We start from the raw sequence: 13819 nt of genomic DNA, 5'->3' as shown, positions 1-13819 counted from the left end.
TTAAGTTGTCGATTTTAGATTTTAGAATGCAGATTTTGGAATTTGGAATTTTAAAAATTTAAGATTTAAAACTATTAACTATTTAAAATGAAAAAAATAACTCTTTTACTTTGTTTCTTATTTATCGGGATTTCTTCCTTTTCACAGAATTTAGAATACGAAACAAAAACCAACATTCAGTATTATAACGCCGCAACAAACAAATCCGACAGCTACATTAACGAAAGATGTGTTCTGGATATTTATTACCCAAAAAACAAAAAAGGTTTTGCTACCATTGTTTGGTTTCATGGTGGCGGCTTAACCGGCGGCAATAAAGAAATTCCCGAAGCTTTAAAAAATAAAGGCTTTGCTATTATTGGCGTTAACTACAGATTGTCTCCAAAAGCAAAAGCAGCAAAAGCAATCGAAGACGCTGCAGCTGCCGTAAGCTGGGCTTTTAATAACATTTCTAATTATGGAGGCGATTCGTCTTTAGTATTTGTTTCCGGACATTCCGCTGGAGGATATTTAGGAATGATGATTGGTTTAGATAAAAAATATCTTCAAAAAGAAGGAATTGATGCGAATAAAATTGCGGGACTTATCCCGTTTAGCGGACAATGTATTACGCATTTTGAAATTAGACGTGAAAACGGAATTCCGGAAAAACAGCCTGTGATTGATGCTTTTGCGCCCTTATACCACGTTCGCGCCGATGCTCCGCCTCTTTTATTGATTACCGGCGACCGCGAATTGGAAATGTTAGGGCGTTATGAAGAAAACGCTTATATGGCCAGAATGATGAAACTGGTTGGACATACACAAACAAAGCTATACGAATTAGACGGTTATGGCCACGGAATGACTGAACCTGGTTTTCCGCTGCTGGTTAACGAAGTCAACCGAATTTTAAAAGAGAAACAAACTAAAAAATAATTATATAACTCCACGGCAATGGAAACTCAACTATTAATTTTACCCGGATTAGGAAATTCCGGAGAGAAACACTGGCAGACCTTCTGGCATGAAAAATTTAAAAATTCTATTCGCGTAGTTCAGGACAATTGGGACGAACCTGTTCGCGAAGACTGGATTGCTCGCCTAAACGAAGAAGTTGCTAAACTTGAAGCCCCAACCATTTTAGTAGCTCACAGTTTGGCTGTTTCATTAGTACTGCATTGGGCTGCAGCAAACAGTAATAAAAACATTATAGGTGCTTTACTTGTGGCTCCTGCCGATGTAGATTCACCTCAACATACGCCAGATATTATCCGAAATTTTTCGCCAATGCCAATTTACAAACTGCCATTTCCATCGATAGTGGTAGCAAGCGAAAATGATCCTTACGCCTCCTTTGAAAGAAAACAATATTTTGCAGCACAATGGGGAAGCGATTTCGTAAACGTAGGCAGACAAGGCCACATCAACTCTGACTCTGATTTAAAATATTGGGAAGAAGGACAGGTTATTTTGCAACAGTTAATTTCTAAAGTTAAATAGTTCGCAGTCTCAGTCTCAGTATTCAGTCTCAGTTTTCAGTTTACAGTTTTCAGTCTCAGTTTACAGTTTTACGCTGAGACTGAGACTGAATACTGAGACTGTAAACTACCCTATACGCAGTCCGTTTGGTATTTTAAAATCAGGTGCAAGTAAAATAACATCTCCCTCCTCGCCTACAGCGCCAAGGACAAGACATTCACTCATAAATTTTCCGATTTGTTTTCTTGGGAAATTAACAACCGCTACGATTTGACGGTTTACTAAATCTTCCTTTTGGTAGCGTTTTGTAATTTGTGCCGATGATTTTCTGATTCCGATTTCGGCACCAAAATCTATTGTAAGTTGAAATGCAGGTTTTCTTGCTTCAGGAAAATCATTTACTTCGATGATAGTTCCAATTCGCATATCTGTCCTTTCAAATTCGTTCCAGGTTAAATCCATTTTAAAAAATTGTTTATTTACAAACCTATAAATTTTGTAATTAATACAACTAATTCTATAACCCATTTTTTTACTCTCGTTTTAATTTTACGGTACAGGTTTTAGTAACTAATTAGTAAAAAATATAAAAAAATGGAAAATAGTGTAATTAATGCCAATCCATCTCTAAGAGATTTAGACTTTGATATCCATCAGCTTAACACAGATAAATATATCGAAACAGCCAAAAACGTAAAGCTTTATGTAAAAGATTACGGAAAAGGAAAACCCGTTATTTTAATTCACGGATGGCCGCTTTCTAATGAAATGTGGGAATATCAAATTGAATTTTTGGTTCAAAACAATTATAGAGTTATTGCTTATGACCGTCGTGGTTTTGGTAAATCTTCTCAACCTTGGGATGGCTACGATTACGATACTTTATCCGATGATTTAAGCGAAATTATAGAACAGCTTCAATTAGAAAATGTGACCTTGGTAGGTTTTTCAATGGGTGGCGGCGAAGTAGTTCGTTACTTTAGCAGACATCAGGGAAAAAATGTTGAAAAAGCAGCTTTAATTTCATCCATCATTCCATTCTTATTAAAAACTGATGATAACCCAGAAGGACGTCCAAAGGAGAAAAGTGAAGCAACAGCTGCGTCTATAAATGAAGACCGAATTGGCTTTTTGGATAATTTTGGGAAAATATTCTTTGGTGTCAACATCATCAATAAACCTTTAAGCACGCCCTTGTTAGAATATTACCGAAACTTATGTTCGGCAGCTTCACCACGAGCAACTTTGCAATGTGCCGAATCTTTAAACTTTACCGATTTTAGAGATGAACTTCATACGATCAAAGTTCCAACCTTAATAATTCACGGAAACGACGATAAAAACGTTCCTATTGAAGTCAGTTCAGAAAAAACAGCCAAAGCAATAAAAGACAATACTTTCATTGTTTACGAAGGTGCACCGCATGGTTTGTTTTATACTGAAAAAGACAAACTAAATAAAGACTTACTTGAATTTTTGAATTCATAAAATAAATTTAGCCACAGATTACACAGATTAAACGGATTTTTGCAGATTAAATTGATTTTTAAATTTTGCAATCATCTTAATCCGTTTAATCTGTGGCTAAAAAAATTACATCTCTGTTAAAGCAATATTTCTTATTACACTCTTTCATTTCCAGAATTTTAAAGCTATTTTTGAGAATTAATTCTCTATAAAAATGGCACGAACTCCTTCAAATATGATTCCGCTTGGAACAATCGCTCCAGAATTTAATCTACCGGATACAAATTCGAATAACATCTATTCGTTTGAGGATTTAAAAGGATCAAAAGGAACTCTTGTTATTTTTATGTGCAATCATTGTCCGTTTGTGCTTCATGTAATCAATGAAATCGTCATGATTGCCAATGATTACCGCGTGCAGGGACTTGGCGTAATTGCTATATCAAGCAATGATATTGTAAAATATCCCGAAGATGCCCCAGAATTAATGACTGATTTTGCTTTACAGCATAAAGTTGATTTTCCTTATTTGTTTGATGAAACTCAGGAAACGGCCAAAGCTTATGACGCTGCCTGTACGCCTGATTTTTATTTATTCGACAATCAGGACCACTTGTTTTACAGAGGTCAATTAGACGATTCAAGACCCGGAAACGGAATTCCGTTAAGCGGAACAGATTTAAGAAATGCCATCGACGCCCTGATTTATAACCGAATTTTAAACGAGATTCAGAAGCCGAGTATTGGCTGCAATATTAAATGGAAATAAAGATTGTTTGCATTTAAAAAACTTTACCTATCTTTGCAAATCAATTAACATTACTCATTGTGAGCACTATAACAATATTTACAGTTTCTGCCTTGCTGTTTTCTTTTACAAGAAAGCCGCTTTCTGCTGTATTTATTTCACATAGTAAGGCCTTTATTAATTAGGCCTCCGTCTATTTCAATTCTTCTTTCAGGCGGAGGATTTATACCACAATTTAAACTTTTAATTATTTGACAAAATTAAATTTTGGTCAGATATTTTTTTGTTTTTCAAATCAAACATTTTAAACGCATACCCTGTTTTTTGAAACAGGTGGCAAAACAACTCGCTTTACAAAGCATAAAAGAAGAAAAATCATTCAAATAGTATAACAATAAATTCAATATAGATATGAAACCAACACCCACTTTCTGTAAATCAGATTATCAATTTTTAAGAGAATTGATTTTAAAAAGTAAAAACTCAACTAATACCAAAGAAGCCAATCAGCTTTCGCAAGAACTGGATCGTGCTGTAATAAGCAAGGAAAGCGATTTAGACCATTCTGTGATCAGGATTAATTCTATGGTAACAATTGAAGATGTAAAGGCAAAAAAACAAATGAAAATTCAAATCGTTTTACCTTCATCTGCTGACGTAAAACAATCTAAAATCTCAATTCTCGCACCTTTAAGTGTTGCTATTATTGGTTTTAAAGAAAATGACGAAGTAGATTGGGAAATGCCGGCTGGAATCAAAACTTTAAAAATAGTAGCAGTAGACAATACGGCTGTACATCATTCATAACTTTTTAAACACCTCATTCTGTGAAGGTGTTTTTTTATATCTATTTGAAAATAAAAAAAGTGTTCAATATCTTGAACACTTTTTTTATGCTTTGTCTTAAAATATCCAATTACAATTGCGAATCGATATAGTTTGTAATTGATGCCATTTGGGTTTCATCCAGCTTTGCTTTTTTACCCATTTTCACCAAAATTGGCGTCCAATCTTCTTTAGTAAAACTCTTTGGCTCATACAATTTGTGGCATTTTGCACAATTGTTATCATATAGGTTTTTACCTGCTTCCAGATCAGCTGTTGATACTGTAGTTTTTGCAGGTTCAACTGGAGCTGAAGCAACAGCTGCAGTTTTCTGTGTTCCGCAGGAAACCACGAAAAATGCAAGTCCCGCAAGGATTAAAATGTTTTTCATTTACTTTGTTTTTGAAAGTAAATATAAAAAAAATCCCATTCGGCATGCGAATGGGATTACTATTTAAAACAATACTAAATTGCTTTTAAATTCTTATTTTACGTCCATTAATTCAACGTCAAAAATCAAAGTAGCGTTTGGCGGGATAACTCCTCCAGCTCCAGCTGGTCCGTAAGCTAAATCAGATGGAATTACAAAACGAGCTTTGTCTCCAACTTGCAATAAAGCAATACCTTCGTCCCATCCTTCGATAACCTGTCCAATTCCTAATTTGAATTCGATTGGTTTTTTACGTGGGTAAGACGAATCAAAAACTTTTCCGTTTTCTAAAGATCCTTCGTAGTGAACAGAAACAGTTTTTCCAGCTTCAGCTCTTTTACCTTCTCCTTTTTGAATCATTTTGTAACGTAAACCGCTTTCTGTTTTATCAAAACCAGCAGCTAATTGTTCCATTTTTGCTTCAGATTCTGCTTTTAAAGCTGCTTCACGTTTAAGACGAGCACCTTTTAAACCAATAAAAGCTTCGATAGCATTCCAATTTTGAGCTTCTTCTCCAACTCTAATAATTTCTAAAGTATCAAGATTATCACCTTGAGCTACAGCATCAACAATATCCTGCCCTTCTACTACGTGACCAAAAACACTGTGTTTTCCATCTAACCAAGGAGTTGGAACGTGTGTGATAAAAAATTGAGAACCGTTGCTTCCTGGACCAGAGTTTGCCATAGATAAAACTCCCGGACGATCGTGTTTTAAACTTGGTACAAATTCATCATCAAATTTATATCCCGGATCTCCAGTTCCAGTTCCTTTTGGGCATCCACCCTGAATCATAAAATCAGGAATAACTCTATGGAATGTTAATCCGTCATAGAATTTTTGTCCTTGAGGTTTTACTTTATTTTCCATATTTCCTTCTGCAAGAGCTACAAAATTCCCTACGGTTCCTGGTGTTAAATCGTGTGTAAGTTTTACTAAAATCGAACCTTTACTAGTGTTGAATTTAGCGTATATTCCGTTTTCCATTGTTGTTATTTTTAATTTGAACGCAAATTTACAAATTAATTTCTTAATCAATTTGCGCTTTTTGTTTTTTAGATTTCGATTTATAAGTAAGTCCGTAAACGGTTAATGACAGTAAGGCTAATACTATACAGCCAATTGTTACAGCGTGCCATCCGCCCAGTTTCCACAATAATAATCCATAAGCAGATCCGGCAGCAGTTCCTAAAAAGCTGAACGACATAAATACGGTATTTAATCTGTTTCTTGCTTCTGGCAATAACGAATAAACTCTGGTTTGGTTCGAAATATGAACTCCCTGAATTCCTATATCAATAAATACAATTCCTATTGCAATACCAATGACGCTTTCTATAGAAAAATAGAAAATCAGAAAGCTGATTAAGATCAATAAACATCCATAACCTACTGCAATTCTTGAGTTTCCTTTGTCGCCAATTTTCCCTACCAAAGGCGCTGCCAAAGCTCCAGATGCACCAACGATTCCGAATAAACCAATTGTAGCACTATTGAAATGAAACGGTTCTCCCGAAAGCAATAAAACCATTGTAGTCCAGAAAGCTCCAAACTGGGCAAAACTGAAAACATTAATTGCTGTAGCTTCACGCAAAACAGGCTGTGTTTTTATAAGTGTAAATAAAGATTGGATTAACTGACCGTAAGTTCCTTTAAACTGAGGTTTATTAACGGGGAATTTATTTTGAATGACAAAAAAGATTAAAAGACAAATACCGGCAGCGATATAAAACATCGATCTCCAGCCTAAAACCTGACCAATAAATCCGCTTAAGGTTCTGGAAAGCAAAATCCCGACAAGTAAACCACTCATGATTGTTCCAATAACTTTTCCGCGTTGTTCCGGCGTACTTAATGAAGCCGCCAAAGGCAAAATAAGCTGCGGCACAATCGAAGTGACTCCAATAAGTAAAGAGGCAATTTGTAAAATAAGAAAACTTTTTGCTGTCGCTGCAATTAATAAAGCAATTACCGAAGCAAAAGTGGTGACTAAAATCTGCTTTTTTCGTTCTAACTTATCACCAAGCGGTACCATAAAAAACAAACCAATTGCATAACCGGCTTGAGTTAAATAGGTTATCGTTCCAGCGCTGGCTTCCGGAATTTTAAATTCGTTGGCAATTAAAACAATCAAAGGCTGGCAGTAATAAAGATTTGCAACGATAAGACCAGTGCAAACTGCCATAAACAGGACGTTGGTTTTGGATAAATTCATTTTGCAAAAATACCATCAATATTTAATCTAAACTTATAATAAAAGTTATTTTTTTTATAAAATCTATTTCAAAAAATCTTCTCTTGCAGGGCCAAAAACATCTGTAAGCATTCCGCTTTCCAAGCATACAACTCCATGAATTGCATGAGGCGGAATGTAAAAACTATCTCCTTCTTTTAAAGTTTCTGTTACGCCATTTATCGTAACATCAAATTTTCCGCTTGCCACATAGGTAACCTGTGTATGATAGTGTTCGTGCAAAACGCCAATTCCTCCGGTTTCAAAATGTACGTTTACCAGCATCACTCTGTCATCAAAAGCCAAAATTTTGCGTTTGATGCCTTCGCCTACAACCTCCCATTCTATTTCGTCTCCTTTTATAAATTCTTTGCTTGTTCCTATATCCGACATAACTTTTAAAATTGATTTTTACAAAAATAAGACATTTTGCTGATTCTGTTTTAAATCAATTCTTTTGAAATAAAATCAGCGCTTGTTTTAATGGCCTGAAAAGAATTTCCAGCATAATTATTTTCCTGCTCTACAAAAAAGTGAACCATTCCGGATTGTTTTGCTTCTTTGAAAAAAGGTTTAAAATCAATTAATCCAGATCCAACTTCGGTATTTAAAGCCTGATTTTTCTTGTCCATATCCTTTACATGCCACATTTTAAAACGGCCGGGATTTGCTTTAAACAATTTAAGCGGATCATTTCCGGAACGAACTACCCAGTATAAATCTAATTCAAAATAGACTAGTTTTTTATCGGTTTCGTTCAATAAAATCTCATATCCTGTAACACCGTCATGTTTGTGAAATTCAAAATCGTGATTGTGGTAGGCTAATTTTAAACCCGCATCGGCACACATTTTAGCTGCCTGATTTAAGCGGGACGCAATCTTTTTATAATCTTCGATATTTTTTCTAAAAGGTTCATCGACCCAGGGAACGGTCAAAAACTCACTTTTTAAAATCTTTGCTGCTTCAATAGCTGCTATAAGTTCAGTTGTATTTCCGTCGTACAAAAAGCTCCCTAAATTATAATGTCCGCTTACTGCTTTTAAATTGTTTTCGTCTAAAATCTTTTTCAATTCAATTGGCGGCAATCCCCAAAACTGATCTTTTATCGAAAAACCATACGTTTCTACCGTTGTATATCCAGAAGCCGCGACTTTTTCCAGAGTCTGTTTTACATTTTTTGGAAGTTCATCGCGCAATGTATATAACTGTAACCCAATTTCTTTTTTATTCATAGAAAATGCTAATGATGGCAAAGCCAAAACCGCCGTAGCAGCCAGACTTGTATTGATTAAAAAATTTCTTCTTGTGATCATTTTTGCTTACTAATTCAAAAGGTGATTTATTTTTATTGAATAATGTCAATATCTTTTTTCATTAATTTATATTCTTCGACTAAATTATTCCTGTTAAAGTATTTTTCTAAATCTGCCAGTCGCTTTTTATTATCATATTTAATACACGAATACAATTTTTGCTGACAGACAGAACACAATCGTATCGAATGCCTGTCGGTTTCTTCCATGCTGTTAGTTCCGTTCATCACGCAATCTGCATTAATACAATGATGCAAACCAAACATGTGTCCAATTTCGTGAGAACTTATTTTTAGTAATCTGGATAAACATCGGTTAAAATTTTCAGAAGTTAATTCTCCGTCCTGAAGTCTATAAATAGAACTTACACCTACTTTATCTCTGATAAGATGCCAGGCCAAAAACATAATTCCATTCCGGTTTCGGGAACAAATCTACTTCTGTAAGTCCCATTAAGGCAATTCTATTTAAAGATTTTTCTTTTTTTAAAACGCTGTCTAAAAGATATCCGGCCAAAAACTGTTCGTGGTCTTCATAAAGCATTCTTCTGGCAGAAGCCGGAACGATATCATTTGAAATTGGTTCTAGAGTTTTTGTTTTTAATTGAAAGTAAATTTCTAAATACTCATTCAGTAATTCGATTTGTCGTTTTTGCAAAACATCAAAATTTCCAATTGGACGCAGATAAATAATATTCGATTTTTTTGACGGAACAACATGTTTAGATTTTTGATATTGCTCAAAAGTCTGTCCTTTTTCTTTATGAGAAAACAGCCAGTCTCCATAAACTGGTTCCGGCAGTTTAATATCATTCTTCTTGATATGCCCGAAATACGGGTCTTGATGTTCACTGCAAGAACAAAATATTATAAAAATGAGAATAGCTATTTTTTTCATATACTTTTTGCTAAATATATTCAAAAAACAGCTACTTTATATTTCAAATAAAAAATATTTTAACATTTTTTATGCAGTGTCAAAACATTTAGAATTATGGTTTTATTTGCAATTAACAAATCACTTTGCAGTCAATAAATTCATTCCTGTTATTTTTTGGGAATCAAGTGCCTGAGGCGGATAATTTTGTTTTTCTTGTCTTGTTGAAGTCACTTTTCCCTCTTTTCCAATATATACATAATTGTAGTTCCAGTAGTTTTGACCTGCCATTTTTGGCCCGTCAGAATGATCCTCATTCACAAAAACCTGATCTGCATAGACTAGAATTTCTCCTTCTTTATTATCAGCTAAAGTTCTTACGGGACTTCCCCAGGTTTTAATTAGTTTTGATTTACTTTCTCCAATTGTTGAGGCCATTGAAGTTTTAGTACTCGTGCATGAAACATGCAAAATTAGGATTGCGGCGGTTACTAGTATCTTTTTCATAAGAATGTTTTTGGATGGTTGTAGTTGGTATTTATATAATTAGGCACTGTAATAATACTGAAAATTAGTAAATAAATATTTACAGAATTGCTTTTTAATGTTACAGAATTATTATTTAACAATCTAATCTGCAATTGATTGAATTTTACACTTTTTTTGAAGAAAAGTTAATATTGCTGCACAACAAGATTTCGAGTTATTTGACTATTGTTTTTTTATGCCAAATATTAACTTGTATCTTTGCACCTTAGAATAAATTAGAGATAAAAAATGCGAATTGACATTATAACGATTTTGCCGGAATTACTAAAAAGTCCGTTTGAGGCTTCGATTATGAAACGTGCTATTGACAAAGGTTTAGTTGAAGTACATTTTCATAATTTGCGCGATTATACAACAAACAAACAAAAAAGCGTAGACGATTATCCGTTTGGCGGAGGCGCCGGAATGGTAATGACGGTACAGCCTATTGATGCTTGTATAACACACTTAAAAAGTGAACGCGAATACGACGAAATCATTTATATGTCGCCTGACGGTGAAACTTTAAATCAAAAAATGGCCAATACAATGTCGATGTATGAAAATATTATCATTTTATGCGGTCATTATAAAGGTGTAGATCAACGCGTTAGAGATCATTTTATTACCAAAGAAATTTCGATTGGTGATTATGTTTTATCTGGAGGAGAATTAGGCGCATTAGTTTTATCTGATGCCTTAATCAGACTTATTCCTGGAGTTTTAAGTGACGAAACTTCAGCTTTAACAGATAGTTTTCAGGACAATTTACTTTCTGGACCAATATATACAAGACCCGCAGATTACAAAGGATGGAAAGTACCTGAAGTTTTAACCAGCGGCCATTTTGCCAAAATCGATAAATGGCGCGAAGATATGGCGTATGAACATACAAAAAACAGACGCCCTGATTTGCTGGAAGGACATTAAGTATTCAGTGTTCAGTCGCAGTTTATAGTCGCAGTCACAGTATTCAGTTTTCAGTCTCAGTATTCAGCACGTTGAGACTGAAAACTGAATACTGTGACTGAAAACTAGAAAAAAAATGAATCTGAAACGCATTTACAATACCCGGAATCATATCGAGATACATTACAATCAGATTATCTCAATAAGTGCTCTTGAGGATATTTCCAGTTATTCTTATAGAAACCTGCAGCGCGTTTTTTATTCTTTATTTAAGGAAACAATCGGCGCTTACCAAACCCGTCTGAAAGTCGAAAACGGATATAAAAAACTTTTGTATTCGAACAAACAAATTTCAGACATTGCGCTCGAAGTAGGTTTTGCAGATGTGCAGTCTTTCTCGAAAACGTTCAAAAAACATTTTGGATTTTCTCCTTCTACAGCGCGAAATCAAAAAGAATTACTGCTAAATGATTTTCATCCGCAGGAATCTATTCCTTCTGTTTTAAAACCTGAAATTCTTTTTATTCCAGAAATAACGGCTTATTATTCGAGCTGTAAAACCTCTTATATCAATCCCGAAATTGAAACTCTTTGGGATACTTTATTAGAAAATGAAATACCAGCTCCTATTTCAGATTTCTTTGGCATTATTACAGATGATATCGTGATTACCGAAAAATCGAAATGTACTTATGAAGCTTGTATTGTTACCGAAGCCGTGCTTAAAAACCTTCCTGTAAAAAAACTTTTTGGAGGCCGATACGCTCGTTTTTTTCATCACGGATGCTACGAAACCTTAGAAGATACTTATCAGGAGATCTTTGGAGGATGGTTTCTTAATCATGATATCGAAATATCTCATTTACCCGTTATTGAACAGTATATTAAAAACGATTCAAATTGTGATACCTCAGCCGATTATCTTACGGCGATTTTTATTCCTCTTGTTTAATTTGTCCATTTTGGACAACTATCGAATTACGCTTTAGAAATACATTTGCATCGTCAAGTTATCGATACAAAATGACGCTAAACATTTAAAATTAAATCAACTAAGATGAAAAATTTATTTCTAACAGCATTATTTCTTCCTCTTCTTTCCTCTTGTCAGGGAGATGAAATAAACACGATTACAGACGAATTAAAAAATACCGAAGTTATGTATACAATGCCGGAAGAATCGGCTCCGCATGAAGGAACCTGGCTGCAATGGCCACATCAATATCAATATGGCGTTGATTACAGAAATGATTTAGATGCCACATGGATTGCTATGACCAAATCCTTAATACAAGGCGAAAAGGTTTTTATTATCGCTTATGATACCGTTGAAAAAAACAGAATTAAAGCTTTACTGCAACAATCAGGAGTTTCCTTATCTTCTATTGAGTTTAAAATATACAAAACCGATGACGTTTGGGTAAGAGATAATGGTCCTATTTATGTAAAAGACAAAAATAATAAGCTGGTAATTCAGGATTGGGGTTTTAATGGCTGGGGCGAAAAAGCAGATTTCCTAAATTGCAATACAATTCCATCCCAAATCGCGGCAGATCAAAAAATGACGGTTTTAGATTTAAATGCTGTTATGATTAACGAAGGCGGTGCTGTAGAAATAGACGGAAACGGCACTTTAATGGCAACCAAAAGTTCGATCTTAAATTCAAACCGTAATCCTTCGATGACGCAGCAACAAGCCGAAGCGATTTTTAAAAAATACCTCGGAACAACACATTTTATTTGGTTAGACGGCAAAGCCGGAAGAGAAATCACTGATATGCATATTGATGGTTTTGCCCGTTTTGGCAATACAAACACGATTGTAACCATGAACGAAGATGATTTATTGTATTGGGAAGTTCCGCAAAAAGACATTAATACGCTATACAATTCAAAAGACAAAAACGGAAAAGGTTATACGTTTCTAAAACTGCCTTTATCTAAAAATAATGTAGTTACAACTTATGGAAAAAAATTAGGCTACAAGGGTTCGTATGTAAACTTTTATATAGGAAATACGGTTGTACTGGTTCCTAATTATAATGACCCAAATGATGCTGTGGCTAATCAGCTTATTCAAAGTTTGTATCCATCCAGAAAAGTAATTGGAATTGATGTCCGCAATTTATACGCAAACGGAGGAATGATTCATTGCGTTACGCAGCAACAACCTAAGTGAGTTTACAGTGTTAAGTATTCAGTATTCAGTCGCAGTATTCAGTTTACAGTCGCGGTATTCAGTCGCAGTTTACGGTCTCAGTATTTAGTGTTCAGTCGCAGTCACAGTTTGCAGTATTATTACGACCGCGACTGTAAACTGAGACTGAATACTGAGACTGAATACTGATCACTAACACACAATCTATCAACAACTTAAAATAATTCACAATTTATAATTCATAATTTATAATTATTTTCTACATTTGCACCCGAATTGGACTAACCTCTGGCGAGATCCGTGAATGTTACTCTATATAAAACTATAATAATAAAATTATCATGGCAGATTTATTAAAATTCGTTCAAAACGAATTCGTTGCTAAAAAAGATTTCCCTGAATTTGGAGCTGGAGACACAATCACAGTTTACTACGAAATTAAAGAGGGTGAAAAAACAAGAACTCAGTTTTTTAAAGGAGTTGTTATTCAAAGAAGAGGTTCTGGTAACACAGAAACTTTCACGATTCGTAAAATGTCTGGAGCTATTGGAGTTGAGCGTATCTTCCCAGTAAACTTACCAGCTTTACAAAAAATCGAAATCAACAAAAAAGGTGCAGTTCGTAGAGCTAGAATTTTCTACTTCAGAGAACTTACTGGTAAAAAAGCTAAGATTAAAGATAAAAGAAGATAATCATTTATCTAATTGTTATAAAAAACTCGTTTCATATCGTTTGAAACGAGTTTTTTTTTGTGCTTATTTTTTAAAATTTTCAGGAGCTAATCCCGCTATCCGTTTCAATCTTTTGTGTCTCGTTAAAGAAACGAGACACAAAAGGATTTCCACTTCTATCGGGGCTAGGGCAATCA

Annotated in this window: 18 protein-coding genes; 9 read left to right on the top strand and 9 right to left on the bottom strand. The window is 34.6% G+C overall.

Annotated features, from left to right (window positions below):
* The first annotated feature begins 87 nt into the window (after window positions 1-87).
* Window positions 88-918, top strand: coding sequence for an alpha/beta hydrolase (locus AC1RRQ_RS01395; protein ID WP_493020692.1), 831 nt, complete (start codon window positions 88-90; stop codon window positions 916-918).
* Between the two features lie 18 nt (window positions 919-936).
* On the top strand, window positions 937-1482 hold the full coding sequence (locus tag AC1RRQ_RS01390) for an RBBP9/YdeN family alpha/beta hydrolase (protein ID WP_493020690.1): 546 nt from the start codon (window positions 937-939) through the stop codon (window positions 1480-1482).
* Window positions 1483-1587: 105 nt separating this feature from the next.
* On the opposite strand, the gene AC1RRQ_RS01385 is transcribed toward AC1RRQ_RS01390, so the two are convergent.
* Entirely contained in the window at window positions 1588-1923 is a 336-nt protein-coding gene (locus AC1RRQ_RS01385) for a tRNA-binding protein (protein ID WP_493020688.1), read from the bottom strand.
* A 132-nt stretch (window positions 1924-2055) separates the two neighbouring features.
* On the opposite strand from AC1RRQ_RS01385, the gene AC1RRQ_RS01380 reads away from it, so the two are divergent.
* The 3 genes from AC1RRQ_RS01380 to AC1RRQ_RS01370 all read left to right on the top strand — a co-directional run bounded on the left by AC1RRQ_RS01380 (window position 2056) and on the right by AC1RRQ_RS01370 (window position 4483).
* Window positions 2056-2949: an alpha/beta fold hydrolase gene (locus AC1RRQ_RS01380; RefSeq protein ID WP_493020686.1), complete on the top strand. Its 894-nt coding sequence runs from the start codon at window positions 2056-2058 to the stop codon at window positions 2947-2949.
* A gap of 193 nt (window positions 2950-3142) precedes the next feature.
* The gene (locus AC1RRQ_RS01375; protein ID WP_493020684.1) at window positions 3143-3697 is read left to right on the top strand and encodes a thioredoxin family protein; all 555 of its coding nucleotides are present in this window, start codon (window positions 3143-3145) and stop codon (window positions 3695-3697) included.
* 390 nt (window positions 3698-4087) lie between these two features.
* Complete coding sequence (locus tag AC1RRQ_RS01370) at window positions 4088-4483, top strand: GreA/GreB family elongation factor (protein WP_493020682.1); 396 nt, start codon at window positions 4088-4090, stop codon at window positions 4481-4483.
* Between the two features lie 109 nt (window positions 4484-4592).
* Here AC1RRQ_RS01370 and AC1RRQ_RS01365 read toward each other — a convergent pair whose 3' ends face one another.
* From AC1RRQ_RS01365 to AC1RRQ_RS01330, 8 genes are all read right to left on the bottom strand, one after another.
* Window positions 4593-4892 carry a cytochrome c gene (locus AC1RRQ_RS01365; RefSeq protein ID WP_493020680.1) on the bottom strand — a complete coding sequence of 100 codons (300 nt, stop codon included), beginning with the start codon at window positions 4890-4892 and terminating at the stop codon, window positions 4593-4595.
* A gap of 93 nt (window positions 4893-4985) precedes the next feature.
* A complete protein-coding gene (locus AC1RRQ_RS01360) occupies window positions 4986-5918 on the bottom strand; it encodes a peptidylprolyl isomerase (RefSeq protein ID WP_493020678.1) in 933 nt (310 codons plus the stop codon).
* A 43-nt stretch (window positions 5919-5961) separates the two neighbouring features.
* Window positions 5962-7116 (bottom strand): MFS transporter, encoded by a 1155-nt coding sequence (locus tag AC1RRQ_RS01355; RefSeq protein WP_493020676.1) that lies wholly within the window; start codon window positions 7114-7116, stop codon window positions 5962-5964.
* Window positions 7117-7209: 93 nt separating this feature from the next.
* Window positions 7210-7557: a cupin domain-containing protein gene (locus AC1RRQ_RS01350; RefSeq protein WP_493020674.1), complete on the bottom strand. Its 348-nt coding sequence runs from the start codon at window positions 7555-7557 to the stop codon at window positions 7210-7212.
* Between the two features lie 50 nt (window positions 7558-7607).
* The gene (locus tag AC1RRQ_RS01345) at window positions 7608-8480 is read right to left on the bottom strand and encodes a sugar phosphate isomerase/epimerase family protein (RefSeq protein WP_493020672.1); all 873 of its coding nucleotides are present in this window, start codon (window positions 8478-8480) and stop codon (window positions 7608-7610) included.
* A gap of 32 nt (window positions 8481-8512) precedes the next feature.
* The gene (locus AC1RRQ_RS01340; RefSeq protein WP_493020670.1) at window positions 8513-8887 is read right to left on the bottom strand and encodes a M43 family zinc metalloprotease; all 375 of its coding nucleotides are present in this window, start codon (window positions 8885-8887) and stop codon (window positions 8513-8515) included.
* Window positions 8856-9377 carry a zinc metalloprotease gene (locus tag AC1RRQ_RS01335; RefSeq protein ID WP_493020668.1) on the bottom strand — a complete coding sequence of 174 codons (522 nt, stop codon included), beginning with the start codon at window positions 9375-9377 and terminating at the stop codon, window positions 8856-8858. The genes AC1RRQ_RS01340 and AC1RRQ_RS01335 overlap by 32 nt, the downstream gene beginning before the upstream one ends.
* A 120-nt stretch (window positions 9378-9497) precedes the next feature.
* Window positions 9498-9863 carry a hypothetical protein gene (locus tag AC1RRQ_RS01330; protein ID WP_493020666.1) on the bottom strand — a complete coding sequence of 122 codons (366 nt, stop codon included), beginning with the start codon at window positions 9861-9863 and terminating at the stop codon, window positions 9498-9500.
* 270 nt (window positions 9864-10133) lie between these two features.
* Between AC1RRQ_RS01330 and trmD the strand changes: the two genes are divergently transcribed.
* The 4 genes from trmD (at window position 10134) to rplS (ending at window position 13643) form a co-directional block, all read left to right on the top strand.
* The gene (trmD, locus tag AC1RRQ_RS01325; RefSeq protein WP_264536729.1) at window positions 10134-10814 is read left to right on the top strand and encodes a tRNA (guanosine(37)-N1)-methyltransferase TrmD; all 681 of its coding nucleotides are present in this window, start codon (window positions 10134-10136) and stop codon (window positions 10812-10814) included.
* A gap of 115 nt (window positions 10815-10929) precedes the next feature.
* Window positions 10930-11745, top strand: coding sequence for an AraC family transcriptional regulator (locus AC1RRQ_RS01320; RefSeq protein ID WP_493020664.1), 816 nt, complete (start codon window positions 10930-10932; stop codon window positions 11743-11745).
* Window positions 11746-11850: 105 nt separating this feature from the next.
* A complete protein-coding gene (locus AC1RRQ_RS01315) occupies window positions 11851-12972 on the top strand; it encodes an agmatine deiminase family protein (protein WP_493020662.1) in 1122 nt (373 codons plus the stop codon).
* A 320-nt stretch (window positions 12973-13292) separates the two neighbouring features.
* A complete protein-coding gene (gene rplS / locus AC1RRQ_RS01310; protein ID WP_493020660.1) occupies window positions 13293-13643 on the top strand; it encodes a 50S ribosomal protein L19 in 351 nt (116 codons plus the stop codon).
* Window positions 13644-13819: the final 176 nt, after the last annotated feature.

This window comes from Flavobacterium sp. GW821-FHT12A05, assembly GCF_058807735.1.
Note: the sequence above shows the minus strand (reverse complement) of the source record. Positions and strands in the feature narration are given on the sequence as shown.

Bases quoted from the DNA above. Each gene is read 5' to 3' on its own strand.
- AC1RRQ_RS01380 (WP_493020686.1), top strand. From the start codon at position 2,056: ATGGAAAATAGTGTAATTAATGCCAATCCATCTCTAAGAGATTTAGAC.
- AC1RRQ_RS01335 (WP_493020668.1), bottom strand. From the start codon at position 9,377: ATGAAAAAAATAGCTATTCTCATTTTTATAATATTTTGTTCTTGCAGT.
- AC1RRQ_RS01320 (WP_493020664.1), top strand. From the start codon at position 10,930: ATGAATCTGAAACGCATTTACAATACCCGGAATCATATCGAGATACAT.
- AC1RRQ_RS01360 (WP_493020678.1), bottom strand. From the start codon at position 5,918: ATGGAAAACGGAATATACGCTAAATTCAACACTAGTAAAGGTTCGATT.
- AC1RRQ_RS01375 (WP_493020684.1), top strand. From the start codon at position 3,143: ATGGCACGAACTCCTTCAAATATGATTCCGCTTGGAACAATCGCTCCA.
- AC1RRQ_RS01355 (WP_493020676.1), bottom strand. From the start codon at position 7,116: ATGGCAGTTTGCACTGGTCTTATCGTTGCAAATCTTTATTACTGCCAG.
- rplS (WP_493020660.1), top strand. From the start codon at position 13,293: ATGGCAGATTTATTAAAATTCGTTCAAAACGAATTCGTTGCTAAAAAA.
- AC1RRQ_RS01385 (WP_493020688.1), bottom strand. From the start codon at position 1,923: ATGGATTTAACCTGGAACGAATTTGAAAGGACAGATATGCGAATTGGA.
- AC1RRQ_RS01350 (WP_493020674.1), bottom strand. From the start codon at position 7,557: ATGTCGGATATAGGAACAAGCAAAGAATTTATAAAAGGAGACGAAATA.
- AC1RRQ_RS01330 (WP_493020666.1), bottom strand. From the start codon at position 9,863: ATGAAAAAGATACTAGTAACCGCCGCAATCCTAATTTTGCATGTTTCA.
- AC1RRQ_RS01395 (WP_493020692.1), top strand. From the start codon at position 88: ATGAAAAAAATAACTCTTTTACTTTGTTTCTTATTTATCGGGATTTCT.
- AC1RRQ_RS01370 (WP_493020682.1), top strand. From the start codon at position 4,088: ATGAAACCAACACCCACTTTCTGTAAATCAGATTATCAATTTTTAAGA.
- AC1RRQ_RS01340 (WP_493020670.1), bottom strand. From the start codon at position 8,887: ATGTTTTTGGCCTGGCATCTTATCAGAGATAAAGTAGGTGTAAGTTCT.
- trmD (WP_264536729.1), top strand. From the start codon at position 10,134: ATGCGAATTGACATTATAACGATTTTGCCGGAATTACTAAAAAGTCCG.
- AC1RRQ_RS01365 (WP_493020680.1), bottom strand. From the start codon at position 4,892: ATGAAAAACATTTTAATCCTTGCGGGACTTGCATTTTTCGTGGTTTCC.
- AC1RRQ_RS01315 (WP_493020662.1), top strand. From the start codon at position 11,851: ATGAAAAATTTATTTCTAACAGCATTATTTCTTCCTCTTCTTTCCTCT.
- AC1RRQ_RS01345 (WP_493020672.1), bottom strand. From the start codon at position 8,480: ATGATCACAAGAAGAAATTTTTTAATCAATACAAGTCTGGCTGCTACG.
- AC1RRQ_RS01390 (WP_493020690.1), top strand. From the start codon at position 937: ATGGAAACTCAACTATTAATTTTACCCGGATTAGGAAATTCCGGAGAG.